Origin of the sequence: Streptomyces sp. NBC_00878 (assembly GCF_026341515.1) — a bacterium.
Taxonomy (GTDB): domain Bacteria; phylum Actinomycetota; class Actinomycetes; order Streptomycetales; family Streptomycetaceae; genus Streptomyces.
Map to the genome: position 1 here is coordinate 3,731,837 of NZ_JAPEOK010000001.1, position 25,265 is coordinate 3,757,101.

Below are 25,265 nucleotides of genomic sequence, written 5' to 3' on the forward strand. Positions count from 1 at the left end.
GTCAGCGGGCGCGGGTTTCCAGCAGGACGTAGAGAACCTCCCAGGGCCCGGACTCGTCCTTGGTGGCTCGGCGGGGGTGGAGGACCGCCCGGGCGCCCGCGGTGTAGACGCAGGAGTAGCCGTTGAGGGGGGTCTCTGTGTCGAGCCAGGAGTCGATGTCCTGACTGAGGTCGAGGGCGCGGCAGGCGGGGAGGGCGGGCGGAGCAGCCGCGGCGGGCAGGACGCGGGCGTCCTTGTAGTACTCCAGGCCCTCGCCGAAGCGGCAGAACCACTCGTTGCCGAACGACCCGCCGGCCGTGTCGTTCTTCTCCGCGATCCGGGGCGGGGACGTCGTGTCACCGAGCCAGAGGCACTGGTCACCTTCGAGCCGCGCGACCTGCGCCTTCTTGCCGGGGTAGGCCTTCTCCAGGGCTGTCTTCACCTGGGCCGCGGACTGGGGCCGCAGGATGGGCGAGGCCGTGGCGGAGGGGGTTGCGGTGGAGGGGGCCGTGGCGGAGGGAGGCGTGGCGGAGGCCGAGGCAGCAGAAGTGGCCGAAGGAGCCGAGGAGTTGGCGGACCGTGATGGGGCCGGATCGGAGTCACCGCAACCGGTCAGAACAACTGCCGCAAGACACACGAGTAAAAGTCGCCGCATCACTCCACCCCCGCCACTGCACACCACCACGGACCTGGCCACGATATCGGTCATGTCCATGCCCACTCGGGAGCCGAGGTCCAAATGCGCCACGCCGCAAGGGAGATCACTGTGGAGGTCAGTACGTACGGTTCCGGCTCGCGGGCCGGGTCCCCGGGCGGAAGCGGGCGCGGCCTCGCCGGTCTCCGCGAACGGGTCGACGCACTGGACGGCGACTTCAGCGCGGGCCGGCGGAAGGCCGGAGGCTTCGTCGTACGGGCGCGGATACCTGCGGGGAGCCGATCATGACGGGCGGAGAGCCGGTTGTGTGCCGGTGCTCGACGGCATCGAGGCCACCCGCCTGCTGGCCGGCGCCGGGGTGCCGCATCCCGCCAAGGTGCTCGCGGTGACCACGTTCAACCTGGACGAGTACGTCTACAAGGCGCTGCGCGCGGGGGCGAGCGGGTTCCTGCTCAAGGACGCGCCGCCGGCCCAACTGCTCCAGGGGATCCGGACCGTGGGCACGGGCGCGGCACTGCTGGACCCCGAGGTGACACGCCAACTCGTGGGCAGGCACCCGCCCGCATCCGCCCCGCCGTGGGCACATCACCCGACATCCCACTGCCGCTCGCGAACTGGAGGTCCTTCGCCTCATCGCGAACGGCCTCTCCAACGGCGAGATCGCCGCGACCCTCCTGATCAGCCCGGAAAACCGTCAGACCTTCGTCTCCCGCATCCTCGCGAAACTCAACCTCCGCGACCGCGTCCCAAGCAGTCGTCCACGCCTACCGCCAGGGCCTGGTGACCTGACGCACCCAGACTCAGCAGCTACCGGGCCCTCGGGGCCATCGGGACTGCCATGCCTCACGCGCCTGGCGTCGGCTCACCTCTGTCCATGTGAGGCGGCCACCGCCAGGATCAGGGCGGCGCTGGGCGCGCACCGCACGCGGCCGTCGAGAGTCTCCCGCACGGCGTCGGCCAGGGACACATGGTGTACGCGCAGATCCGCTTCAGACGGTTCAAGGGCTGCCGCCCCGGAGTTCAGATGCTCGGCGCGCCACAAATGTACCCGCGCAGGAGTCGCGCCAGGCAGCGGGAAGAGGGTTCCCTGGCTGGTCCAAGCGCCGCCCCGATAGCCGGTCTCCTCGGCCAGCTCACGGCGAGCGGCGGCCTGCGGATCTTCGTCGTCCGGATCCACCGCTCCGCCGGGTAGTTGCCACAGGGGCCCCACGAGGTAGTGGTACTGCTCGACGACGAGCAGCCGGCCGTCGACCAGGGCCGCGATGCGCACCTGATCCGGCGTTTCCACCCAGTCATAGAGTCCTTGCCCACCGTCGGGGCGCGTCACTACGTCACGCTTCACTCCAAGGCGGCTGGTGGAGAGCAAGCATTCTTGGCTGTGACGTGTCCATGGGCCTCGCTGCTCCATGGCCGTACCGTACGGCATCGTCATCCTGGCCTCTGCTCGCGCTACTCCGGGTAGTTGCTCTACTCCCGGGCACTGGGCAGCAGAGGTGAGCCCTCTCCACCGGGCCGGGCAGCTGCCGTACCCAGCATGGCTTCTGCGTCCCGAACTCCGGCCAACCGCGCGAAGGCCAGCACGTACTCCAGAGCGTGCTCCTGTACTTCTCGCAGATCCGCACGGCATTCGGAGGCCTGCGGCCACTCCGACTCGGATCGACCGGGGTGAGCGTCCTCGAAGGCACGCAGACGTGGGTGCCATTTCGAGAGGAACGGACGAAGTTCCGTGTTGAGGAAGTTCACCGCCAGGGCCTCCACGGTGAGGCCGGCGCTCACGTGCGTCGAGGGGCGGCTGACCTTCAACGTCTCGCGAGTGGTCGCGAACAGCCCGTACAGCGACGACATGGTCTCCCTGAGCAGCCCTTCGTCATCCTGGAGCCGCTGCACGGACACTCGTGTCACCGACTCGATGAAGAGCTGCCAGGCGACCTGTCGCGCTTCGTTGTTCACGACGAAAGTCAGCTCGCTCAACTGCGGCACGCTGACGCGTACTTCGGTCAAGCGGGCCGCACGCCGGTAGACGTCGAGGCCGACGGCCACCAGTGCGCCGGCGAGTCCTCCCGTCACCGCGAACAGGTAGGTGCCTCCCGTACGAGTGATCGCATACACACACATGCCGACCGCAGCACCAGAAATCATGGAAAGGCCAATGCGCCACAAGCGCCCTGCCGTCATCCCCCGCCTCGTCCCTCTCTCAGTTGTTTCACGCCCGCATCGCCCCACCCGGACGCATCCCAGGCCGCACGTGAGCACCGCAGCAACACCACCACTCACGCCCTAGGTCGTGTCCGCAAAGTCCCGCCTGCCCGGCGACGCCTGGCACGCCCTAGCGGCATCTTCCGTCATGCCACTCCGTATGGGCAGACCCCCGGCCCACCATCCCTCGAAGCCCTCCGAAGGCTTACCCGTGCCCTCCGAGTCGGTGGTGCCTCACGCACCTGTCTGTTGGATGAATCGGTTTCCGTCCCAGGTGAAGGAGCGACGCAGGCGTTGAGAGGGGCAACACCTAGGGTCGTCAGGGCCATAGGCTGCGAGATGAACGGTGACGGAGTTGCCGGAGAAGGAGAGATCACCAGCCGTCACCAACATCCGGCCGTTCACCGTCTCCTCGGCACTCAGGAGCACGGCGATGCGCCTCGGTGCCTCCGGAGACGACGAGCCGTCGAAGACCTCCACCTGGTGGGGCCAGGTGGAAGCCCGGTGGGCGCAGTCGAACGTGACGAACGCATCGGGAACACCCGTGCCGCGGACGTCGGCGAACTGGGTGTCCAGAATCTCGATTCCTTCGTTGCCCGCGTCAAGACAGTCGATGTCGTCGATCACCCGGGTCCAGTCCGTGGCGGACAGCGGTGGTTCGGCGGGCGAGGCGGACGAAGCCGTGGGTGGTTCGGCGGTCGAAGTCGCCGTGTTCTCCAGGACGTCGTCAGGAATCATCCCCGTCGGGGAAGCACTGTCCGTCGGGGAAGCGCTGTCCGTCGTGCCTGCGTCGCCCGGCTGATCGCTGCATCCGCCGAGGAGGAAGCCCGCCGACAGCAGCACGGTGGCGAGCAGCCGGAATCGGCCGATACGCCGGTCGCTCGGTAAGAGGCGTGTCAACGCGTCCTCCCTATCGGGGCTGGAGCGGAAGAACGGGGTAAGTGCGGGCTTGGTCCGGTCTGGAGCAGATCCCGGCGACCGCGTCGGTCGTGCCGGTCAGTTCGGGTGTACTCCGGGTCCGGTGGAGAGCCTTGTCGACCAGACGGCAGATCTCCTGCTCTGTTCTGCCCTGCCAGAGCCGCACCACCCCGTCCTCACTGCCGCTGACGAGCCGAGTTCCGTCCGGGGACCAGCTCAGCGTGGTGACGCCGACGGAGTGCGCGTCCTCACGCCGCTGAAGCGACACGCCGCGCCGTGGGTCCCACACGCGGATGGTCCCCGCGCCATCGCCCGAGGCCAGGCGCGTGGAGTCCGGGGACCAAGCCAAGGACTCGACCCGGCTGTCCCCTGCATCGAGGAGGATCCGAGCAGCCTTGCCGGTGTCACCGTCCCAGAAGCGGATCGTGCCGTCCACGTCGGCTACCGCGATGAGTCTGCCGTCCGGAGACCATGCCATGTCCCGGGCCAGGTGCTCCGAAGCCTGGGGAGCCGGGCCCCACTGCTGCCCGCTGACCGCGTCCCACAGGTGCAGGGAACCGTCGGCCATGGCGGCGGCCAGACGCCGGCCGTCGCCAGACCAGGCCACAGACCGGACCTCGGCCTTCAGCCCGTCCCCAGCTCCCGCCCCGCCGCCTTTGGAAGTGGACCGGGGCTGCTGACGCACCAACTTGCCGGTGGCGGCGTCCCAGACGCGGACGCGACCTTGATCCGTCCCGGACGCGACTCGGGTGCCGTCCGGGGACCATGCCGCAGTGACGGACCATCCGCTGCCCCACCAGGGTTTGAGGGCATCCGTCCCGGTGGTCACGGACCAGGTCCGCAGACCGGTGCCACTCACTCTCAGCAGCCGACGGCCGCTCGGGTCCCACGCGATGTCATGGACTCTGTCGTCGGAAAAGCGCTGTCTCTGCGGGCTGCCGGGGACAGGTACCCCGGTTTCCGCGTCCCAGATCCAAACCGTGTCGTCGCTGCCGCCGCTTGCGATGCGGTGCCCATCGGGCGACCAGGCCACGGCGAGTACGGAGTCGGTGGGGCCGCGCAGGCGCATACTGCGCTGCGTCGTTGTTCTGACCTCCCACAGGCGAAGAACGGTTGTCCGCGGCCCTTCGATGTCGTCCACGTCACCGCCTTTGATGAACACCCCGGCCAGGAACCGGCTGTCAGGAGACCAGACGAGCGAGCCGTCCAGGGAGTTCTTGCTGTCACGGGCGAGCGCGGACCCGACTGCCGTGCCGCTGGCCGGATCCCACAGGCGAATGGTTCCGTCGAAGTGGGCGACGGCCATCCACTCACCATTGGGCGACCAACTGATCTCTCGGGCCCTGTTCTCCCATCCGTCAGCAGCGGTTGCCGACGCCTCCCCCGTGCGGGCATTCCACCAAGTGAGGCGGCCCTTCTCGTCTCCGGTGACGATACGGCGGCCGTCCGGGGACCAGGACAGGCTTTCGGCACCCTCCTTCCGCTGCCCCGACCAGATCAGCGAGCGCCGGTCCACGTCCCAGATCCAGATGCGCGAAGTGCCGGCAGCGGCAAGCCGTCCGCCGTCAGGCGACCACGCCAGTTCGAAGATCTCGGCCGAAGTGCTGCCGGGCAACGGCTTCCCGCGCCGTCGGCCGGTTCCGGCGTCCCAGAGCCTCACGCCGTCGTCGCTCGCCGCCGTGGCCAGCAGATCGCCGCCCGGGGCAAGCCTGCTGTTGCGCAGCGACACCCCGTCAGCCACCCCCGCGCCGAAGGTGAAAGGACCTGCGGTGACTCTGCCGGAGACGGCATCGCGTATGACATACGAATTGCCCGACGTGCCACCGAGCATCTGCATCAAGAACCGGCCGTCCTGGCTCCACTGCAAGTCGTAAGGCGATCCGTCACCGCCGAACGAGTCCGTCGGCCGCCACAATGGGACGGCGCCGATGCCGTCTCGCACGGACCAGCGTGCCATTCCGCTCTCGGCACTGGCCACCCACACGTTCGAGCCGTCGGAGGACCAGCGCAACTGGGTGCCCCAAGATGAGGTGACCGGCACCTCACCGACCAGGCGTGTGGTCCACGATTCCAGCCCCTGCACCGCCTCTCCGAAGGCGGTACGTGCCTCCGGAAGAGCCGGGCTGACCCGTAGTTCGGCGGCGATCGCGAAAGCCAGTGCCGCGTAGGGGTCGTCGGCGCTGCGGGACTGCGCGGCGTACTGACGCACTTCGGCCAGCGCGGCCTGTTCACGGGCGATGTCCCGTTCTTGGAAGGCCGTCACGGCGGCGAACCCGGCAATCGTGGCGAGCGCGGTCAGCATGGTGATCACCAGACGCACATGGCGCCGGGTTCTCCGGTGCTGGCGAACGTCGTCGCCGATCAGCTTGTCCTTGTCGACACCGTGCAGGGGGGACGCCAAGCTGGCCAGTGCTGTGCGGAACTCCGGGTCACGCGGCGACAGTTCCGGCCGGGCGCGTGCCCAGCCGAGAACCAGCGCATGGGGTTCCTCTTCGAAGCGCCCCGACAGACACTTGGGTATCGCGGTGGTCCGCTCCCAGTCGAAGTCGCCCCGGAGCTCGTCCCAGACCATCCCGGGCGGCTTCCCCGTACCGTCCGCGAGAGGATCCGTAAGGACGATGACCAGGTTGTCCACGCCCCGTTGGGTGCACCAGTACTCGACCTCTTGCACGACCCAGGGCGCCCGGGCCGAACGTTCGCAGGCCAGCAGGATGAAGTAGCGGGAAGTGCCCAGTGCCTGCTGGATGGAACCCCAGAGCCGTGAGCCGACAGCCAGGCTGCCTTCGTCCCGGAACACCCGCAGAGCCCGCAGGCGGTACCACGGCCTGGCGAAGGCGTGCAGTCCGTCCTGGAGAGCCCGCGCCAGGGCACGGTCGGCTTCCCTGCTGTAGGAGATGAACGCGTCGTACGCGAACTGCTCGTCCGCTTGCGCGGGACGGTCCGTTTTCGCGGGACGGTCCGTGCCGGACTTTCTCCGCCGCGTCAGAGCATGAGGCATCCTCAGCACAGCACCGCACCCCCGTGAACTCCCGCAACGGCCGATCAGTAGGCCACGGCGGGATTCGGTCTGACAAGAATGCGCCCTGAGCAAGGGCGAGAAACAAGCCATGCGGCTCGCCGACCAGCCGGTGACGTTCGTACGTTCGTCGACACCGCCCGACACCGGGGCGACGCCACCCGACACAGGGCCGGCTGGCGCTCACCAACCGGCCCCGCCACTGAAATCGATCCAGAGGATCCAGCCGCCCGTCCGTCCCAACCACCGGCAGCCGCCGGATGCCGGAATCACCCGGGACAGGGTGTGGGTACATCGACTCCGTCCAGGTAGAAGGCCAGCTGCGAGGGAGTCGGTTCCCCGTCGGCGAGCCGGCACAGATCCGCACGCCAGTCGGCGGGCGACACGTTCCACAAGCCGATGTTTCCGTTCGGGCGGATGGTCGCGACCCGGGTTCCGTCCTCCACCAAGGCAAGGTGGGTGAGTTGTCCTCTGGGGACAGTGGCCATCGGCTCCTTCCATGAGCCCACCAGCCGTCCCGTCGCGAGGTCCCAGAGCAGCAGTTGGTTGTGGCTGTCGGCTTCGTCCGCGCCTTGCCTGATGCCGTCGGTGTGCTGCACGACGACCCCCTGCTCGTGGGCGATGACGTACTCGCTCGATCCGCTCACCGTATTGCCGCCGTCCATGGGCCGGGGACGATCAGGCTGGGACCGGCGGACGATCTCGCCCTTGTCCTCGATGTCTCCCAGGACCAGGTATTCACCGTCGTCGCTCACTGCGACCTTGCTCAGCGAACGGTCTGTCCGCGTTCGCCACAGAGCCTTCGGGGCGAGCAGGCCGTCGCACTGCCACACGGTGACGGTCCAGTCGCTGACCTGCCCGTCGGTGTCGGTCTTGCTCGGGATGGCGACGGCGAAGTAACGGCCGTTCACTGCTGTAGCCGGGTAACCGGAAGGGGTGGACAGCACGCGCCGCCCGCCGTCCCACACCGCCGAGACTGTCAACGGGCCGCTGTTGACCGAGCCCGCATTGCTGCGCTCGGTGACGATCCGGAATCCGCCGACGGCAGAGGTCAGCGCCCGGCCTTTTGCCGCGCTGTCGCCGCGGGCCGTGCGCTCGGCAAGAGTTTTCAGAGACTGTGTGTCCCGGACCCGTATGGTGTCGCCTTCGAGCAAGGCGAACCTTCGCCCGTCCGGGCTGAAAGACACCGCCTGTGCCGCCTGCCGATAGATCGCGTGCCGGACCCGACGCCGGACATCCCACAGCTCGACGGATCCGGATTGCCAGGTGAGCAGCCATCTGCCGTCGGGGCTCGCGGTCAGCGATGTGTACGGAAAGTCATTCACCGTATCCCGCGACCGGATACCCGCCGTGACATTGGCCAGCTGTGCTTCGTCCGGCAGTGACGACTGGACTACGTCGCCCACGTCGCTGGTGGACAGGACCACCGAGCCATCGGCGTTCATCGCGATGTCCGCGACCGAGTTGGAGTGCCGGGCGAGGGACTGTTCGGCGGAGAGGTCGGCGGCGAAGCTGACCACATCACCATCACTGTTGCCGGCGGTGATCCACTTCCCGTCCGCCGAAATCGCCGTCGCGATCCACGCCACACCAGGGTCCAACCGCTTGGACGCAACCACCGCTCCGCTCCGCGTGTTCAGAACGCGCAGCTCGCCACCGTCACAGACAATCACGAGGCGTTCGGCCGCACGGCTCGCGTCCCACGGCCGCCAGGGCGCTTCGGGGGTGGCCGGTCCCCGGAACACGCACTCATCCGGAAGATCGGGAAGGAACGGGGGCTCCTCAGAAGCGGACGGCACGCTGGAGGACATGGGTCCGGTCTTGCGTAATTTTCCGGAGGGCACCTCCCATTCAGCGGCCCGGCCCGACGACGGATTACTGACCGTGAGAGTGCGGCCGGAGTCGTCGAAGTCGACGTACGGGGTCAGATTGCCCCCCGTCGTTCCGGTCCGCGAGGGCAGCAGGGCGATCTCCCGGTGCCTGACCGTGTCCCAGACGATCACGTCGTTCACTTGCTGATGGACGAGCGCGGCCATCCGGCCGTCAGGGCTGAGAACGATGCTCTTGACCGTGATTCCGTTGGCCTTTTCCCGGCCCGGAAAGGATTGATATGCCCGCCGGACGAAGGAGGTGATCCGCCCGTTCGCGGCAATCAGCCGCATCAACTGGGCCTTGGCCTCCGGCGTCGAGTCCGCTTCGTATGCGTAGAGCCCGAGCCGTATCGCCAACTGTGGGTCGTCGTCCGAGCGGTCCTGCGCCGCGGCGGCCAGCGCCCGCGACAGCGCCCGCCGGGCCTGGGCACGGGCCTCGTCACGCTGCTGCCATGCCACGACGGCGGCGCTCGCCGCGAGGACGCTGAGCACGGTAAGGCCGACCAGCAGGGACCTGCGCACCCGCACCGCGCGCCGGTGCAGCCGGAGGTCCTCGCTGACCAGCTGTGCCTTGGAGCAACCGCGCAGTGGTGCCGACACCGTGGCCACGGCGTCCTGGAACACCGGGTTACGCATCCGCAGTTCGAGCATCGGTATCGCCCGCATGTCCACCCAGAGCGGTTCCTCCGCGAACCATCGCTCCGCCTCGGGCCGCGGTAACGCGGTCGTCACCGTCCAGTCGAAGTCACCAACGGTGGGATCCCAGCGCAGTTCGCCTCCCGCGAGCACCAGTAGGACCTTCGTCGCCGGCCTGTTCTCCCTCCAGAGAGCGATCTCCTCCCGCACCCAGCGCGACTGGGCGGACGCCGGGGACGCGACGAGTACGAAGTACTCACTGGAAAGGAGCGCTTCCTTGATGGAACCCTTGAGACTCGCGCTCGCGGAAAGATCATGGGCGTCACGGAAGACGTCCACAGCACGCAACCGGTGCCAGGGCTTGGCGAGCCGGTGGAGGCCGTTGTGAAGCGCATGCGCCAGTGGTTCGTTCTCCCGTTTGCTGTACGAGAGGAACGCGTCGAACCGAATCTCTTCCACCGAACATCCATTCCAGTCGGCTCCGCTGAAGTCAACCTCGCAAGTTTATAAGGGAGTTCACGACCAAGAGGGCGGGGAACGGCAATTCGGAGCCGATGACACGAAACCGGTGACAGATGGAAGGGAGCAGCGCTACCTTCTTCGGCATCAGTGCGCATCCGGTACATGGCACGGATACCGGAGGTCACGGCGGGGGTGATGAGACTGATGACGGATTCAGCGCCTCTCCACTCAACCGAATTCAGTCACGAATTCACCTACGACGCGTTCATTTCCTACAGCACCACCGCCGACAAGGATCTGGCCGCGAAACTCCAGCACCACATCGAACGCATCGGCCTGCCTGCATACAGGCGGCGTCGGCTACGGGTCTTCCGCGACTTCACGAATCTGTCGGCGGACGCTGATGCCGGCAGGGTGATCCAGCACGCACTCGCCCGGTCACGGCGGTTCATCCTGCTCGTCTCTCCTGAGGCCAGGCGGTCGAAATGGGTGGGGAGAGAGGTGGAGTGGTGGCGCGACAACCGCTCGGCGGACGACATGTTCCTCGTACTGACCGCCGGCACGATCCGCTGGGACGACACCCTCCGGGACTGGAACTGGACGGAAGGCACACCGCTTCCTGAGGCACTGCGCGGAATGCATCCGGTGGAACCGCTGTGGGTCGACCTGTCGGCACGGACGACGGGCGGACCACGGCGCACCCGCAAGGAACGCGAGCAAGCCAGGATGGACTTGCTGAACGCGTGCGCCACGATCGCCGCTCCGCTGCGGTCGATGGACAAGGATGCCCTGTACGGCGCCCACATTGTGCAGTTGCGGCGGGCCAGGCAACGGCTCATCGGCGGGACGGCCCTGCTGTCGGTGCTCCTCGTCCTCGCGGTGATCGCCACGTTCGTCGCCCGTGACCGGACCAGAGCCGCGGAGGAGCAGGCCCGAATCGCATCCGCCCGCTCCCTGGCCGCGGCTTCCGTCGCAGGCCACGACGATCACCTGGATCTCGCCCAGTTGCTCGCGGTGGAGGCATACCGGCTGGACCGCAGCCCCGAGTCGCGGTCGGCACTCCTCGAGACGGTCACTGCCCAGCCGCACCTTGTCCGCTACCTCCAGGCCGGAGCCACAGTGACCCAGGTGCTCGGCTCGGAGAACGGAGAGAAGGTCGTGGCCGGCACGGCCAAGGGCGAGGTACTCAGCTGGACGGGACCGCAACGGCGCAAACGTACTCTGGGCCGACTCGACAGAGGCATCACCGACCTCGCACTGAGTGCGGACGGCACCATCGCGGCAGCCTGTGACGACACCCGGGCGATGGTCTGGGCAGGCGGGCGAGCCGGCCGTCGGATCGCGGTGCCCACCGGGGAGAAGGCGGATCTCGTCGCGGTGTCACCGTCCGGTCGGTGGGTGGCGGTGCACAGTACGTCGGCCGACTTGGACATGGGAAGCCTGACTCTGCTGGATTTACAGAGCGGGCGGGTGACCCACACGGCGTCAGCGGGATCGTGGTCCGTTCTGGCCTTGCCTTCTGAGGAAGAGGCGATTCTCTTCGACTCTGCCTACGGGACGTGGGAGCGGCGAACGTTCCCGGCACTGAGTCGGCTGGGGGGAGACTCAATTGAGTTCGGAGTTCACAATTCCGCGTCGGCCCTGTCCTCCGACGGCTCAGTATTCACCTACAGCAACGGCGACACATGGCTTCCCGTATGGGAGTCCCAGGAGACTGCGCAGGAACTCAACAAGGCACCGCTGGAAGCCGACAGCGCCGGGCCGAGGCCGACAGCTGTGGCCTTGTCCTCCAACGGGAGCTACGCCGCAACGGCGGCCAACGGCGTCATCCACGTGTCACAGGTCGGGCCGACAGGCGCCGACCGTCCGCCCATGACCGAACTGCGGGGAAACGCGGAGGTCAATCAGGACGCCCTGGCGTTCATCGATGACGGAGACCGCCTGGTCTCCGCCACAGGATCACTGGTCACCGAATGGGATCTGAAGAGACTGAGCCGTATCGGGGTACGAGCGAACGCCCAGGTGCCCGTGACCTGTGGTGCCTGCGCCGAGAGTTGGCTCACGATCAGCCCGGACGGCAGAAATGCCGCCATCACCGGCGGATTGGCAAATGAGGTGTGGCTGCACCCCTTGACCTCACCCACTACGACGGGGAGGGCAGGTGAGGCCGGTTTGTCCAAGGCATACACCGAAGGGCCTGCCCTCTGGGACCACGACGCCGAGAAGCTCTATTTCATGAGTTTCGAGAAGGGCAGCCTGCAGATCTACGATCGGACCACTGGCACCCTCAGCCACTCGCTCTGGGATACGGGAGCGGCCGATACCGCCCTGCCGCTGTCCGTCTCGGCGGATTCGCGGAAACTTCTCGCAGTGATCGGCAACGCCATTGTCGTCCGCGACATACCGGGCAGGCGCACGATCAGCAGAGTCGAACTGGGCACTGAGGCCGCTTCGGGGGAGCTCTCCGCGGCTCGACAAGTAGCAGTGAATTCCTCCTGGACAAAGGCCGCGGTCGTCGCCAAGAACCGTGTACTGCTGATCGATCTCGTCACCGGAAAGGCCTCCCGCCTCCGCGGGACATCCTCCGCCGTGGGCGTCATGTACGGCGGAGAACTGCTCGCCATCGCCAAGAAGGACGGCAGTACTGTTCTGTACGGCCCACGGGGCAGCCGGCCGGAGAGGACGATTCCAAGAGATCCCACGACGGCGTGGCGACCGTTTGCGCTCAACAGCCAGGGCACTCTGCTCGCCCAGCAACGTTTGGACGGTTCCGTTCTGCTGACGGACCCTCAGGACGGTCGGCGGCTGGGCGCTCTGGCGCTGTCTCCTCCTTACTCCGGGTCCAAGACTTCCCTGCGTTTCACCGACGACGGGAAGAAGCTGGTCGTCGCCCTGGAGGACCAAGGGACGGACGAGGCACCGGGAATCATCCAGCAGTGGGACACCACGCCGGATGCCTGGATCGCGGAGGCCTGCCGAACGGCTGGCAGGGATCTGTCGGCAGCCGAATGGGAACGTTACGTTGGCACACCGGCCCCCGACGATCTGCGCTGCGAACGCAGCTGGACCGAGGCCGACTGAGACCAGCCGGGCCTTGGCCCAGCTGGTGCAAGGCATCCCGTCAATCCGTTCCCACCGCGGTCCCCGGCGGGGCAGACCAGCAAGGCGTCAAGCCGACAAGGGCTACGGCTACACCCACCTGGGGTGATGATTATCGCCACGAGGCATCCGATCTGTCAGCGCCGCCTCGCCCGCTGATGTGCCGCTGATGTGCCGCTGATGTGCCGCTGATGTGCCGCTGATGTGCCGCTGCAACAGCTTGACTGCCAAGTCATGGCTGTAGTGAAGGGCAAGGCCCATAGGCGTTTGCCCATCTGGCCCCGGGAGTTGCGGGTCAGCGCCGAAGGACAGGAGCACGGCGGTGGTACGTACAGTCAGCGGGCTGCCGCTCTGCAAGGCGCCATCGCCTTCCGTGTCAATGGCGTGGACCAGGAGCGTCATGTTGTCGCATACCTCATCAGGGTCGACTCCGTTGGCCAGCAACTGGGCCAAGGTCTCCGCGTCCTCGTTCTCCACCGCTTGATGGGCCGGTGTCCAGGTGTTCTCCACGGCGGTATTCAACCGTTTCGGCACCGCGGGCGGCCTGCAAGAAGTGGCCAATGTCGGAGCGGTAGAGGCAGCTGCCCATGGGGGTGAGTGATATCGCTGAGTGTGTCGGCCGATCTCTGGTAGCCACCGAGCCGGCCGTACGTGGCGCGTGCGGTGCCATCGAACGTGTTGCCGTACTCGTGTAGCGCTGGACCTCGGCAGCCTTCGTGTCGTCCAGCGGGAGCGGGACAGCGATGCCACCGTGAAGAGTGGGTCCACCGCCCTGTCCTCCGCTACCGGCCGGGTCGGGCACGTACTCGCCGAGAATCCGCAGGGCGCGGACCTGAACAACAAGTCCGCGGCCGCGATCGCCGATACCCGATACCCGGTACTGTCGGCCCTGACGCAGGCGAGGGGCCTGCTCAAGAAGACGGATACGGCGGAGGCCGACACCTTCCGCAGCACCGTCCTGGTCGCCTTCGAAACGGCCACCCGGGCCCGCAAGGGCGAGACCACCCCCGCCCTGACCGACATGACCCGCAAGATCACCGCGGCCTCGACGCCGCCGCCAGTGCCTGATCAGCGCCTGGACGAAACCATCCCAGCGCCCACGGTCATGGCACTTCGGCGTCTCATTGCCCCAGGTCAGCGACGTGGTGGCGTTCAGACGTTGAACCTGAACGTGCGCGGCAACACAATGACCTGCAGAAACCGCCGTTCTCGGAACACGATCCAGCAGGGATCCAGCGATGAGGCCGGGCCGACCGGCTACATGGTCGCGCGCGGGCTGTAACGACCTGCGCCACGGCTCGGCAGCGGCAAATCCGCGCCCGGCGCGCATCTCAAGTGCAGTAGGCAGCACCTACTTCAGGGCGGTTTCGAAATCCGCATTTTAGCAAATTGTCGCAGGCCCCGGAGGGACGACGTCTGCTGGCCGTGCCGTCTCGTACGCAACGAAGCTCCGGCTGGAGAAGGCGACCTCTCAAGTCGCCCTGCTGAGCCGAAGCTTCGATGTGCCGTCAGTCTGCCAGTGCTGCCTGATCAAGTCACTTACACCGGCCACCCTCACCAAGATTAATCAGGAACTATTCATGAAAGTCACCCATAGTCACGTCCCATCGAAATTCATACCAAAAAGAACCCTCGACATATGCGGACGGGTCGACTCGACGAATCAATTCTTCCACACGAAGCGCGGCATTCTCCCATTCATCGAGATCCGAATCCTCGGAATAGAACGGCGCCATCGCGGTTAGATCGCGAACGCACTCAATGAACTGAGAGAGTGAAGTATTGACAATCGCGACATCGTTCGGACCCATCCCCGAGAGGACGCGCCCGGAATCTTCACCGATGAACACGGAAGTCGCGCGACCGATGATTCCGAATCGAATGAGATGTCCACCTTCGGCCGACGCAACTCTTTCCGCCACATCAAGTGAACGGAAGGCGAAGAACCGGTCAGGCACGACAAGCTCGAAGTCGCCCGAGGGGACAGGCACGCTGACCAGGTTGAATTCCACGATCGCTCCCACTGCATCCGCTTCAGCCTGAAATGGCATGGTATGGCTCGACCGAAGTCGAGCCATACCATTAGATCACACGTCAAGCAGCGCAAATCACTTGCCGTTGAACAGATTCTTTACCGCGGCGGTAAGGTCCCGATTCGTTTTAGCCCTGCCTGCATCCCCAATTCCATTCCAGGGGAATGACCAGCTGACATTCTTGACCCCGGCGGTCCTGAGTTGCGATGCACAGTTATGTCCACTATCGCATGGGGCTCTCTCCGAATATGCAGCAACGATCTTCCTTTTTCCGGCCCGTTCAAGCAGATATTCCTCGGAATGCATTGTGCTGTCGGAGTGGGCGACGAGTGTAGTTCCGTCATCTAGTAGAGCTGACGCATAATTCCCATTCTTCTTATTGTCCAGGATTCGCTGCAGTTGCACCGCGCTGCTGAGATGGCCTTCCCCGTAGGGAATCTGACCCACCAGCTCTATCGCCTCGTCGATCTTCTTGGCGGCCTTTTTGGCGTCCTCGCCTCCGTCCAGAAGCTTCGACAATTTCTTGAGCTTCCCAGCTGGCAAGAAGCCGGCTATCAGCCATCCGCAGCCGTCCAGCTCACCTCTACCGCAACCCTCGAGATCCTCGGTGTCGGGCGCTAGAACGGTTTTCCATGCCTCATAGTTCTCATGGAGTGAGCACTTGACATCCCAGAAGCCGCAATCGGACTTCCAGAGATCGTTCCAGCCGCACTTGACGTCCCAGAAACCGCAGCCGCCGCTAGGCGCGGGAGCCGGGTACTCGACGCTGCCGCCCCCTCCGCCATTGCTTCCCGATGAGGATGTTCCGGATCCGGGCCGGTTGGTGTTCGGAGAGCCAGGGTTGGTGACACCGTCGCCGTTCGAGTCATCCTTGGGGCACGGGGTGTCCGTTCCTGGCCCGCACGCGATCTTCTGGCCGGTGGGGTCCGAATAGGTGGCTGGGTTGTTATTGGCGTAGGCGTAACCGTTGAGGGATTGCTGCTGGTCGAGGGTGAGCAGCGGGTCGACGCTGATGAACTGACCGACGGCTGGGTCGTATTCGCGGGCACCGATGTGGGTGAGGCCGGTGGTGGTGTCGTTGGTCTTGCCGAGGAAGCCCTTGTCATCGGGCCATGCTGCGCCGGCCGGTTTGCCTCGCTCGGCGCCGAAGGCGGTCATGTAGCGCTTGCTGACGGTCTGGGAGCTGTCGGCGCTGATGGTCAGGCTGGAGGTGCCGTGGTGGTCGCCGGTCAGGTAACTGAGTTTGGATGTGCCGGATTCGTTGGTGCGGACTGCGACCGTCATGCCGCCTGCGGCGTAGTAGCGCTGGGCCCACAGGGTGCCGTCTGCCTTGAGGTGCAGTTCGGTAGTGCCCGCGTACAGGATCCGTTCGCCGTCCTGGGTGTTGCGGATCAGCAGTTCACCGGTGGTGTCGTAAAGGTAGTCGGTGGCTTTGCCGTTCTCGGTGAGCTTGGTGAGCTTGCCCTCTTCGGACCAGGCCAGGTCCTGGGTGTTGCCGGCTGTCCCGGGACGCTTGAGAGTGTCGCCTGTGGCGTTGTACTGGTAACTGCGGTCCGGACTGGTGCAGTCGGCCTTGGTGCTGGTGCCGGTCAGCGCGTGGGGCTGGGCGCTCTTGTAGCAATAGGTGGTTTTGGTGTCTCCGCCGCTCTGGTGCTTGGTTTCGCTGGTGCGCTGGCCCGCCGAGTTGTAGGTGTACGAGGTCCAGTACGGGGCCGGGCCTGACAGGCTGGAGGCGTTACGGCCATCAGTGCACTTCTGTGAGGCGGGGGTCCAGGCCTCGGTGAGGCGGCGGTGGCCGTCGTAGGCGAAGCACTGGGTTTCGGCGCTGGTTCCCGCGACCGTGGTGGGGTCCGCGATGGAAGTGACATTGCCGGCTTCGTCGTAGGTGTAGTTGAGATCCTGCAGGACGTATGGAGCGGTCTGACTGTCCGTGTGACTGCGGGTAAGCCGCCCGGTGCCCTGTTCGTAAGTATTGGTGACGTAGGTCTTCTTATGGTCCTCGGTGTTGGCGGTGCCAAGGGTGAGTTGCAGAGGCTGACCGAGGGCGGTGTAGGAGGTGTCCAGGAGGTAGCCGGTGGCGCCGCCGATCGAGGTGACCTGGCCCAGTCCGTTGTAACCAAAGTCGATGATCTCGGAGGGTAGGCCGCCGAGGGCTGGTTCCTTGCTGTTCTGCAGGGTGCCGTCGAGGTTGTAGTAGTTGGTGTACCCCAGCACGGCTGGGGCTCCGGCCTTGACGAACGGGTCGTCGGCGGGCAGTTCCAGTTTGGAGGCCACGGGTCGGGAAAGGTTGTCGTAGTCGGTGACTGTGTCGGTGTAGGCCTGCCCGGTCTTGCCGCCGACATAGCGGGTGGAGGAGGTCGGCTTGCCCTTCAGGGCTGTGTCGTAGGTCTGGGCGGTGAGTTGGTTGGCGTCCGTCTTGGAACCGGCCCAGGTGCCGGTGAGGCGGCCGACCTCGTCGTATTCGCTCACGATGGACTTGCCGCGTGCATCAGTGGCCTTGATGACCTGGTCCAGCACGTTGTAGTCAGCTCGCGTGGTGCCCTTGTCCGGGTCTGAGGCGGACCTCTGCAGGCCGAACAGATCGTAGGTGTAGGACCACTCGGCGCCGTCTGGGCCGGTTATGGACTGCGGCTTGTCGTCCAGGGTGAAGCCGAACTTGGTGGAGGTGTAGGAAGTACCAACGCCGTCGCCGAACTCAGGGTCGGCGGGGGTCGTGCCCGCGTATTCGCGGGTCTCGATCGTGCGGCCACGGGCGTCGGTAACAGTGCGGGTGGCCGCGCCGCCCTCCAGGGCGGTGGTGGCCGTGGAGTTGCCGGTATAGCTGGTGGAGGTAGTCCACTTTTTGACGCCGAACACGAGCAGGGTGCTGCTCACTGTGCGGCCAGCGCCGTCGTAGGCGGTTGCTGTCTGGGTGGGCGCCTGGCCGTATTCGGCGCGGGTATAGGTGCCATTGGGCGCGGCTTCGGGGTCGAAGATGTCGGCGTATGTCTCGTAGGCGAGGCCGCGGGTGTCGTAGCGGGTGTCGGTCAGCAGCCGTCCGCCTTGCGGTGTCGGCGACTGGTTCTGCAGCGGGCGCAGCAGTGAGTCATAGATTGTGTAGTTGGTGTTGTAGCTCGTGCCGTCCTTCTTCAGCGTCGAGCTCGACACCCAGGACTCGTCCTTGTTGTCCAGGTGGTAGACGAACTTGCTGTTTGGAGCATCCCCGGAACTCGTCCGGTTGGGCAACCACACCGCGGTCAGACGTCCCAGCGCGTCGTAGGCGAGTTCGGTCTTCTTGTTGTTCGCGTCGTAGCTGCGCAGCACTGCGCTGCGGCGCGGGTCCAGGAAACTGACCGTCCGGTGACTTTTGGCGTTGGTGGTGATGGTCTGGGTCAGGGGGCCGGACGCCGTTGGGCTATAGGCGGTGGTGGTGACCTTGCCGTCCGCGTTGGTGGCAGAGGTCGGCCGTCCGAGGCTGTCGTAGGCGGTGGCGGTGACCTTCTGGAAAATCACCGTGTCCTTGGTGGGGTAGGCATTGGCGCGGCCACTCCAGGTGGCCAGTCCCTTGGTCGGCTTCATGTCCGCCGACCACGTCGCCGCACCGTCGTAGGCCGTGGCGGTGTCGGACAGCACATCGCCACGGCGCGATGAATCAGTGGGCAGGTCCAGGGTGGTGTTGGTGACTGAGCATGCTTTGCCCACGACGCGGGTGCGTGAGGTAAGACGGGTCAAACCGGCGTCGGTGTTTCGGGCGTACCAGTTGACGGTGCAGGTCTCGTCGCCACTGTTGGCGTCGTCGCCCAGATCCTCTACCTGCTGCGCCATGCCGAAGTTGTCGTAACCGGTCACCACCGAGTGTGCACGCCACTTCTTGGCCACGGTCAGGTAAGTGTGCGTGGTGGATTTCTTGGTGCGTACGAAGCGGGCTGCGTGGTCGGCCGCATCGGGCACGCTCTGGGTGGCGGTCTCCTTGGACCACGGCTCGTTGACCTGCGCGCTGATCGCCATGGCGCCGTCATAGGTAACCTGCTGGCGCAGTTGGCCCGCGTACGGGTCGCTGTCGGCGATACCGGCGATACCGAGGTCGGGAGCCGCTAGTGGTGCCAAGGTCACCGAGCGGGTGGTGCCGTCCTCTTTCTTGTCGCCGTCCATGCCCTGCAGGTAGAGGGAGACGGTCTTGGAGCGGTTCGTCTGGTCCGCACCGGTGTGCACGGTCACTTGCCGGTAGCCGCGCCAGTCCGACCAGGTTCGTTCGTCCTTGGGGGTGAAGGGGTCGTCGGCGTGGTGCCAGGCGGCACCGGTGTAGTCGTAGTCGTTGAGTACCGGCTCGTTGTTGGTCGCCGGGTCGGACACCATCACGGCCTGGACGCGGTACTTGTGAAACCAGTCGACTGACGCGTTCTCCCCGCCGTTGATGTGCCAGTACTGCGGATAGCACGAGCGGGTGTTGGCGTCTTGCGGGGCATCCAGCATTTCGCTGCGCTTGCACTCCGGTGCGGACAGCGTGACCTCAGTGATCGCTCCGGTCTCCGAGGTGATGGTGGAGATGCGGTGCCGCTTCATGGGCAGGATGTCGTCGGTACCGTCCACACGGTTCGGGCGCAGTTGATAGGTGAACGACACGGGGTTGACTGGTATATCGGTGCCGGCTTTGGCGGTGCGCTTGATCGACTCCAGGACCAGGACATGGTCGGTGGTGTCACCGATGTCGCCGGCGTCCTTGTAGTCCTGGGTGAGCGTCCAGGAGTCGACCGGGGCGTAGGTCTTCGTGGTGGTGGCCCACGAGTAGGCGTTGATGCCGGTGAGCCTCTTGCGAGAAAAGAAGGAGGGGCCGGCCGAGTTGCACTCCGTGTCGCCGTCCGAGCAGATCGCTTCGAAGGGAACGTCCGGCCAGTTCTTTGCCGTGTCCTTGGTCAGCTCGGCGCAGTCGGCGACGGTGCAGCGTTCGGCGTGCTCGAAGGTGACCTTCGCGTCGGCGTCGTCGGTGAACAGTGCGTCTTTGCGGAGCCCGTACTTGATCTCCTTGAGGTAACCGCCGCGGGTGTAGGAGGTGTTGGCGGTCTCTGCCTTGTTCTTCTTGTAGTGGTTGGTTTCCTTGGTGTACCAGTTGGTGGAGGCGTTGCCGCGGGTGTCCTCGACGTAGTCGAGGTTCCAGCGCCAGGCCTGGGTCTTGGACCGGTCACCGAAGGCACTGCCGCTGCTGTAGCCCGGTTCGCCGCTGTCGTCACCGAAGACCGGCACGGTCCAGGTGGAGTTGGTGCGCTGATCTGCCGCGCCGTCCAACGTGTTCAGGCCGAAGACGTACTTGGTGCCGTCGCCGGTGATGACGGTCCAGTACTCGCCGTTGTCGTCTCCGTTGTCAGCGCTGGTGGAGCGGGTGACCGTGGAAGCGTCATCATCGGCCAGCCGCCAAGTGCTGTCCCAGTCGCCGGAGATCTTAACTAGGCGGGTGGACTTTCCATTGAGGACCAACTGGGCGTTGTCATACTTCCAGCAGCTGTCGAAGACGTCCTCTTGCCCGTCGTCGTCGCAGCTTCCGTAAGTTCGCTCGATATAGGACTCGGTCAGGCTGAAGCCCTCGCCGATCGCGCTGCCCTGGTTGTTGGTGGTGGCGGTGCGACCATCGATACTGCCCGAGTCATACGACAGAGACAGCTCTGGAGCAGGTCCTGCGGCCGCGGACGGCATCGCGAAATCGTAGGACCAGGTGAACGAGCCTGAGCTGCTACCCGCCTGCCAGGCGGAGGACGGAGCCAGTTCCGTCGCAGAGTAGGTACCCAGGCCCGTTGGCGACTCGCCGCCCACAGCGGCAGCCGTCAGCGCGAACACCGTCCCAGGTGACGCAGCCGATGACAGCCGCGCCCTACCACCGCCGCTGGTCCCGGCCAGGGCGATCTGCGCCGACACCGACTGCTTCACGATGTCGTTGTCCGACTTCAGCGGGGTCTGCTCGCGGCAGGTTGCCTTGGTTGGCGTGGTCAACGCACAGGCAGGCAACTGCACTAGGCGCAGCCGCTGGGACCAGCCACCCCCCAGCGCGGTTGCGAAGTCGCTGTAGTCGACCTTGATTCGTGCCCTGCCCGGGTCGGCGACGGCCGCGGTGAACAGCACGCCCGTGACACCGGCCTTGTCAGCGGCCTTCTGACCCAAGACCGCGATGTCGGCTTTGCCTGCTGCCGGATCGCTGCGTTTCGCGCTCGTGGGTTCGAGCGAGACGGGTATCCCGGCGAGGGCGGCCTTGTCTGTCCTGCCCTCTCTCAGCGTCAGGGTTGCCGAACCCTGCTTCGGCCACGTGGCCTGCTGCTCTCGGCGCGCCTGCTTGCCTTGCGCGACGTTGGCCTTGCGGTCCTTGGCGGCGTGGGCGCGGGCCTCCTTCGCACCAAGCCCCTCGAATTCGCTGACCTTGCTGACCCGCTGCTTGGGAACGTCGGGCAGGCCCCTGCCGCTGCCATCCGCAGCAACAGCCGGCGTACCGAGCGATGCCTGCGCTACGGGGGCAATCAGGGCGAGGGACAGGGCAGGCACCACGATCCTGCGGCTCCAGCGCCGCCCGCCATCCCGCCGCCGTCTTGAGGTGCCTATGCCAAACGCCATTAGTTCTGCCCCACCCGGTTCCAAGAGAGAAGGTCGAAGTCATGTACACGGTCTGCCGCAGGCCGTGGCGGGGCAGCGCTACCCGCTGCCCCGCTTGGTTGCTCAGCCGCCGATGGTGGCGTCAATCTGTTCGGAGCCGGCCATCGCGCCCGCCCACAGCCGGACTTCCGCGACCCGGACCGGCAGATAGTGCTTCCATGCGTCGCCGTTGAAGGCTTTGCCCAGGGCGAAGTCGCCCGTGCCGAGCTTGACCGTGAACTCCTCGGCATCACCGTTTTGGTTGTGGCCGAGATACAGACTGATCGTCCCGTTCAAGGAGTTATAGATGCCGGTGAGACGGACCGAGGTATCGGGTGCGGCAGCCTCGTCGGAGACGACGGAACTGAATGTGCCGTCCGCGTTCAAGCGGCCGAAGTGCCACTTGCCGACCGAGACCGTCTTCTCCTCGAAGGTTTCGTCGTCCAGCACGGTCTCTTTGCCGGTGAGCTCGTACCAGATCCCCCACGCCGATCCGTCCGCGGTGCGCTGACCCAGAACCTGCCCGATGTAGCCGACGTCCTTATCCGCCAGTGCGGCTCCGTTGAGCCTCGCCACGGTGGAGACGGTGAAGGCCGCATGGTCGTACACCAGCGGGCCGTTCGCGGTGGCTGCATCGTCCACCCCGTCCAGCACGATCGCCGATCCGTCCAGCGATGCCCCGCTGCTCAGGGTCAGGGGCCTGCCGTAACCGGAGGTCGTGTCCGCAACCGTGGTGCCGCTGCCCCTGGACGCATCCCAGTCCGCCACCAATTCCGCCGCAGCAAAGGTCTGCGACGTCAGCAACTGGGCCTCCTCTGCGACCTCCTCGGGCTCCAGCGCCCTCTGCCACACCGCGACCTCATCGATCGAACCGGGCAGGTGATAGGTGTAGCTGCTCGTGAGCTGAAGCCTGCCGAACTGCAGCGGCTGATCGGTCGTAACGGACTGCGACACAGCGAGGGGGGTGCCTTGCCGTCGTCCGTCGACATAGAACACCTGCTCCCCCTTCACCGGGTCATAGGTGGCGGCAAGGTGCGTCCAGACATTGGCCTGCGCCTCATAGACCGAGTAGCGGCCCTGGTAGCCGGACGCGCCGACTGCGCGCACACCGAAATACCACTTCTTCGTGTCCGCCAAGTACCACAGGGCGAATGCATTGCCGTCCGGCCCGGTCTGCCCCAGGACAGTCGCAGGCTTGGTCAGGGAGTCCAAACGGACCCACGCCGAGAGGGTGTACGCAGAGCGGGTCTCCAACACAGGGCTCTGGGTCGCCGCGTAGCCGGTGCTACCGTTGAGGGCCAGGCCTTTGTCGGTGACTGCGTTCTCCAGTGGCAGCCCCTGCGCATCGTGGGTGATCAGCCCGCGGCGCCCTCGGTCATCACGGACGGCACCGCCGCCGAGCACTGCGTCGTGCCGGGTCGTGCCGCCGGCCGTGGCGGAGTCCTTCGCCGCGCCGCTGGCTTCGTCAAAACGCCAGCGCCCGATCGGCCCCTCGCCGGCAGCAACCAGGAACTCCACTGTGTTGTCGGCGCCAGGTCTGCCGCTTCCCACGTTGTCCACAGCGTGCACCTGCAGGGTATGCGTCCCCGATCGCTGAGGTGTGAACTCAACGCTCACCGTCGATCCAGTCTTACTGGTCCAGGTATCCTGGTCGGGCAATTTGTACTGGTAGCGGACGACGTTGGTATCCGTTGTGTCGGGGCTGAAGGTGAAGGTGGCCTTCTGCCCGGGGCCGCCATTGGGCATGCAGGCCTCGGCAGTGCACGCCCTATACGGATCGCTGATCGCGATCTGCGGGGCCTTGGGCGCTGAGGAGTCGACCTTGAAGTAGCACCAGCCGGTCGTCGTCGCGTTCGACGGCCCGGAAAGGAAGCTGTTGCCCCCGTTGTAGTAGGAGCGCACCCACGCCCGGTACCGGTACAGGGATCCGTCGTTGAGCGTCGACCAGGACAGGGCAAGTGCTCTGCCATCCCCCGCATAGCCGCTCGGCGGCATCAGGTCACCCGTGCCAGGGGGCGTCGTGTCCGACCAGGTCCCGTCGCTGGCGTTCTTCTGGTCGATGTCGTAGTTAATACGCAGTTGGGCGCCCGACTCTCCGCCCGCCTTGGTCTGTGTCGTCGCCCGCAGTAGCGGCCGCGGGTTTGACACGATTGCCTGATCAGTCTCGCTCTTCTCACACACTGTCCCGGTGCCGGCTGCCAGTCCGACACCGGTCGGCTTGTCCGGCAGGCCAACAAAGTCCACCTCGAGCACCGCGTCATTGCGGAACCGCTTCCAGGCTGAAGTGTCCGTCTCGTCGTGCGCCTTGACCATCAATGTGAGCCGGTCGAACTTTCCGGCCGCGAAGTCACGCACCGTCGGCGTCAGGTTCTCGTTCGACTCATCCGGGTTGTCGTTGAATTCGATCGGTGCGTCCGGCGAGTCCGGATCGCACAGCGACCCACGCCCAGCCGACACGAGGCGGTCTCCCATGGTGTCCCAGCCCCCTGGACGGGAAGCCCATGTGGTGGAGGAAGAGATGTTGTCCTTGGTGCGGATCAGATCCACCCAGCGCGGATCACACTGGAACGCCCATGGCTCAGTCACCCTGAAGGTCGTGTCCAGAACCCTCTTGCCCTTCAAACTGGCCGGCGAGAACTCGAAGTACAGGCGCTGCACATAGCCCGGCCCGCAGTAGTAGCCGTTCCATGTCCCGCACTTGCCCGCGCCTTTGCCCAGGTCGTCCTCGCCGTTGCCCCAGGCGTAGTCCTCATAACCGTCGGAGCGCAGCAATGTGCGCTCCGACTCCCCCCACGTCACGCTCGGGTCGATGAACAGCGGGAACTTCGATGCATCCGACTGGGCCAGCATCCCGGCGTCCGGGGTGACCGACAGCAATCCCTCGGTGACCTTCACGTCCATCCGCGCTACTGCATCGCCCTGGCCCGGCTCGACCCCTGAGCCCGACGGGGCGGACTCGGACGGGTCGGCGGGATCCCCTGCATCAGCCAATGCCCGCTGAGTCGAGGGCGCTTGATCCTTGGCAGCCTTGCCGGCCGAGTCCCACATCCGAGCCGGAGGTGCTTTGAAAACGGCGTTCCCGTCGGAATCTACCGCTGTCACGTTTCCGGCATTGCCTTCCCGGACCTTCAACCCTTCGGTCCTCAACCCGAAGGTGAGTTTCTCCAACTCCGCGCTTGCCGCGGCCTTGCGCGACTTGACCACCAGCACATGCTTGAAACTCTCAACGGTCGCCGTCACCTTCAGGTCGACGTCCGGAAACACCTCGGCATACAACGCACTGGCACCATCGAGTTTCGGTTCAGGCAGTGTGCCCGGCCACTCCAGTTCCAAGGACCGCCCCGTATGAGCGATTCGCGCCAACGGCTCCCGGTCGCCGCCACCGGAGAACACGATCTGCGGCGCGGCCGCCTTGGGCGCCACCGATCCATCCTCGCGTTTGACCAGCGTGGCATCGGGCAGTTGCCATCCCCCGCCGGGTTTGACCACCCGCACCGGAACCGACGACTCCTGCAAGGTGAAGGTGTAACCGTCCGGGTTGGCGAACACGGTTGTCCGCTCGGAACGCTCGCCCGTGACCTCCACCCGCTTGCCGGATTCGGCCGCCTCGGACAGGGCAGTCTGCCCTTCCGACAACTCAGCAGATTCGGCTTCCGGAACGGCCGCCTGCGCGTCCGCCAACGGCACTACAAGCGGGGACAGCAGTGCCATGAAGGCCACAGCCGCCACACCGGCGCTGCCCCGGGATGAACGTCTTTTTCGTACCTGGACACACCGGTACCCCCACCCGTACTCCACAGTCCCCACCC

Annotated in this window: 11 protein-coding genes and 4 pseudogenes; 5 read left to right on the forward strand and 10 right to left on the reverse strand. The window is 65.9% G+C overall.

Translation table 11 applies throughout. The features are described from left to right. Position 1 precedes the first annotated feature (1 nt). On the reverse strand, positions 2-421 hold the full coding sequence (locus tag OHA11_RS15525; protein WP_266496616.1) for a hypothetical protein: 420 nt from the start codon (positions 419-421) through the stop codon (positions 2-4). A 270-nt stretch (positions 422-691) separates the two neighbouring features. Here OHA11_RS15525 and OHA11_RS15530 point away from each other — a divergent pair. Together OHA11_RS15530 and OHA11_RS15535 are read left to right on the forward strand one after the other, a co-directional pair. Beyond that, positions 692-922 (forward strand): annotated as a pseudogene (locus tag OHA11_RS15530) (two-component sensor histidine kinase); the annotation flags it as partial. 19 nt (positions 923-941) lie between these two features. Continuing rightward, positions 942-1,423 (forward strand): annotated as a pseudogene (locus OHA11_RS15535) (LuxR C-terminal-related transcriptional regulator); the annotation flags it as partial. Between the two features lie 73 nt (positions 1,424-1,496). Here OHA11_RS15535 and OHA11_RS15540 read toward each other — a convergent pair. From OHA11_RS15540 to OHA11_RS15560, 5 genes are all read right to left on the reverse strand, one after another. Beyond that, positions 1,497-1,922 carry an NUDIX hydrolase gene (locus OHA11_RS15540; RefSeq protein WP_323186568.1) on the reverse strand — a complete coding sequence of 142 codons (426 nt, stop codon included), beginning with the start codon at positions 1,920-1,922 and terminating at the stop codon, positions 1,497-1,499. 179 nt (positions 1,923-2,101) lie between these two features. After that, a complete protein-coding gene (locus OHA11_RS15545) occupies positions 2,102-2,773 on the reverse strand; it encodes a hypothetical protein (RefSeq protein WP_266496620.1) in 672 nt (223 codons plus the stop codon). Positions 2,774-3,064: 291 nt separating this feature from the next. Next, complete coding sequence (locus tag OHA11_RS15550; protein WP_266496622.1) at positions 3,065-3,730, reverse strand: LppP/LprE family lipoprotein; 666 nt, start codon at positions 3,728-3,730, stop codon at positions 3,065-3,067. 10 nt (positions 3,731-3,740) lie between these two features. Next, positions 3,741-6,746, reverse strand: coding sequence for a TIR domain-containing protein (locus OHA11_RS15555; RefSeq protein WP_266496624.1), 3,006 nt, complete (start codon positions 6,744-6,746; stop codon positions 3,741-3,743). A 287-nt stretch (positions 6,747-7,033) separates the two neighbouring features. Further along, complete coding sequence (locus OHA11_RS15560; RefSeq protein WP_266496626.1) at positions 7,034-9,730, reverse strand: TIR domain-containing protein; 2,697 nt, start codon at positions 9,728-9,730, stop codon at positions 7,034-7,036. 207 nt (positions 9,731-9,937) lie between these two features. Here OHA11_RS15560 and OHA11_RS15565 point away from each other — a divergent pair, with 207 nt between their 5' ends. After that, entirely contained in the window at positions 9,938-12,814 is a 2,877-nt protein-coding gene (locus tag OHA11_RS15565) for a TIR domain-containing protein (protein ID WP_266496628.1), read from the forward strand. A 4-nt stretch (positions 12,815-12,818) separates the two neighbouring features. After that, positions 12,819-12,938: pseudogene (locus tag OHA11_RS15570) on the forward strand (IS5/IS1182 family transposase); the annotation flags it as partial. 71 nt (positions 12,939-13,009) lie between these two features. Here OHA11_RS15570 and OHA11_RS15575 read toward each other — a convergent pair. Continuing rightward, positions 13,010-13,342 (reverse strand): annotated as a pseudogene (locus OHA11_RS15575) (ankyrin repeat domain-containing protein); the annotation flags it as partial. 241 nt (positions 13,343-13,583) lie between these two features. On the opposite strand from OHA11_RS15575, the gene OHA11_RS15580 reads away from it, so the two are divergent. Then, positions 13,584-14,114, forward strand: a complete 531-nt coding sequence (locus tag OHA11_RS15580; RefSeq protein WP_266496630.1) for a hypothetical protein — start codon at positions 13,584-13,586, stop codon at positions 14,112-14,114. A gap of 292 nt (positions 14,115-14,406) precedes the next feature. On the opposite strand, the gene OHA11_RS15585 is transcribed toward OHA11_RS15580, so the two are convergent. The 3 genes from OHA11_RS15585 to OHA11_RS15595 all read right to left on the reverse strand — a co-directional run bounded on the left by OHA11_RS15585 (position 14,407) and on the right by OHA11_RS15595 (position 25,167). Continuing rightward, positions 14,407-14,844 carry an SUKH-4 family immunity protein gene (locus OHA11_RS15585; RefSeq protein ID WP_266496632.1) on the reverse strand — a complete coding sequence of 146 codons (438 nt, stop codon included), beginning with the start codon at positions 14,842-14,844 and terminating at the stop codon, positions 14,407-14,409. A 96-nt stretch (positions 14,845-14,940) separates the two neighbouring features. Continuing rightward, positions 14,941-21,369 carry an RHS repeat-associated core domain-containing protein gene (locus OHA11_RS15590; protein WP_266507195.1) on the reverse strand — a complete coding sequence of 2,143 codons (6,429 nt, stop codon included), beginning with the start codon at positions 21,367-21,369 and terminating at the stop codon, positions 14,941-14,943. Between the two features lie 171 nt (positions 21,370-21,540). Continuing rightward, positions 21,541-25,167, reverse strand: a complete 3,627-nt coding sequence (locus OHA11_RS15595; protein WP_266496634.1) for a LamG-like jellyroll fold domain-containing protein — start codon at positions 25,165-25,167, stop codon at positions 21,541-21,543. Positions 25,168-25,265: the final 98 nt, after the last annotated feature.

What these genes read in the sequence shown, in the direction of transcription:
- OHA11_RS15555 (WP_266496624.1), bottom strand. Translation starts at nt 6,746, where the DNA reads ATGCCTCATGCTCTGACGCGGCGGAGAAAGTCCGGCACGGACCGTCCC.
- OHA11_RS15595 (WP_266496634.1), bottom strand. Translation starts at nt 25,167, where the DNA reads ATGGCACTGCTGTCCCCGCTTGTAGTGCCGTTGGCGGACGCGCAGGCG.
- OHA11_RS15565 (WP_266496628.1), top strand. Translation starts at nt 9,938, where the DNA reads ATGACGGATTCAGCGCCTCTCCACTCAACCGAATTCAGTCACGAATTC.
- OHA11_RS15545 (WP_266496620.1), bottom strand. Translation starts at nt 2,773, where the DNA reads ATGATTTCTGGTGCTGCGGTCGGCATGTGTGTGTATGCGATCACTCGT.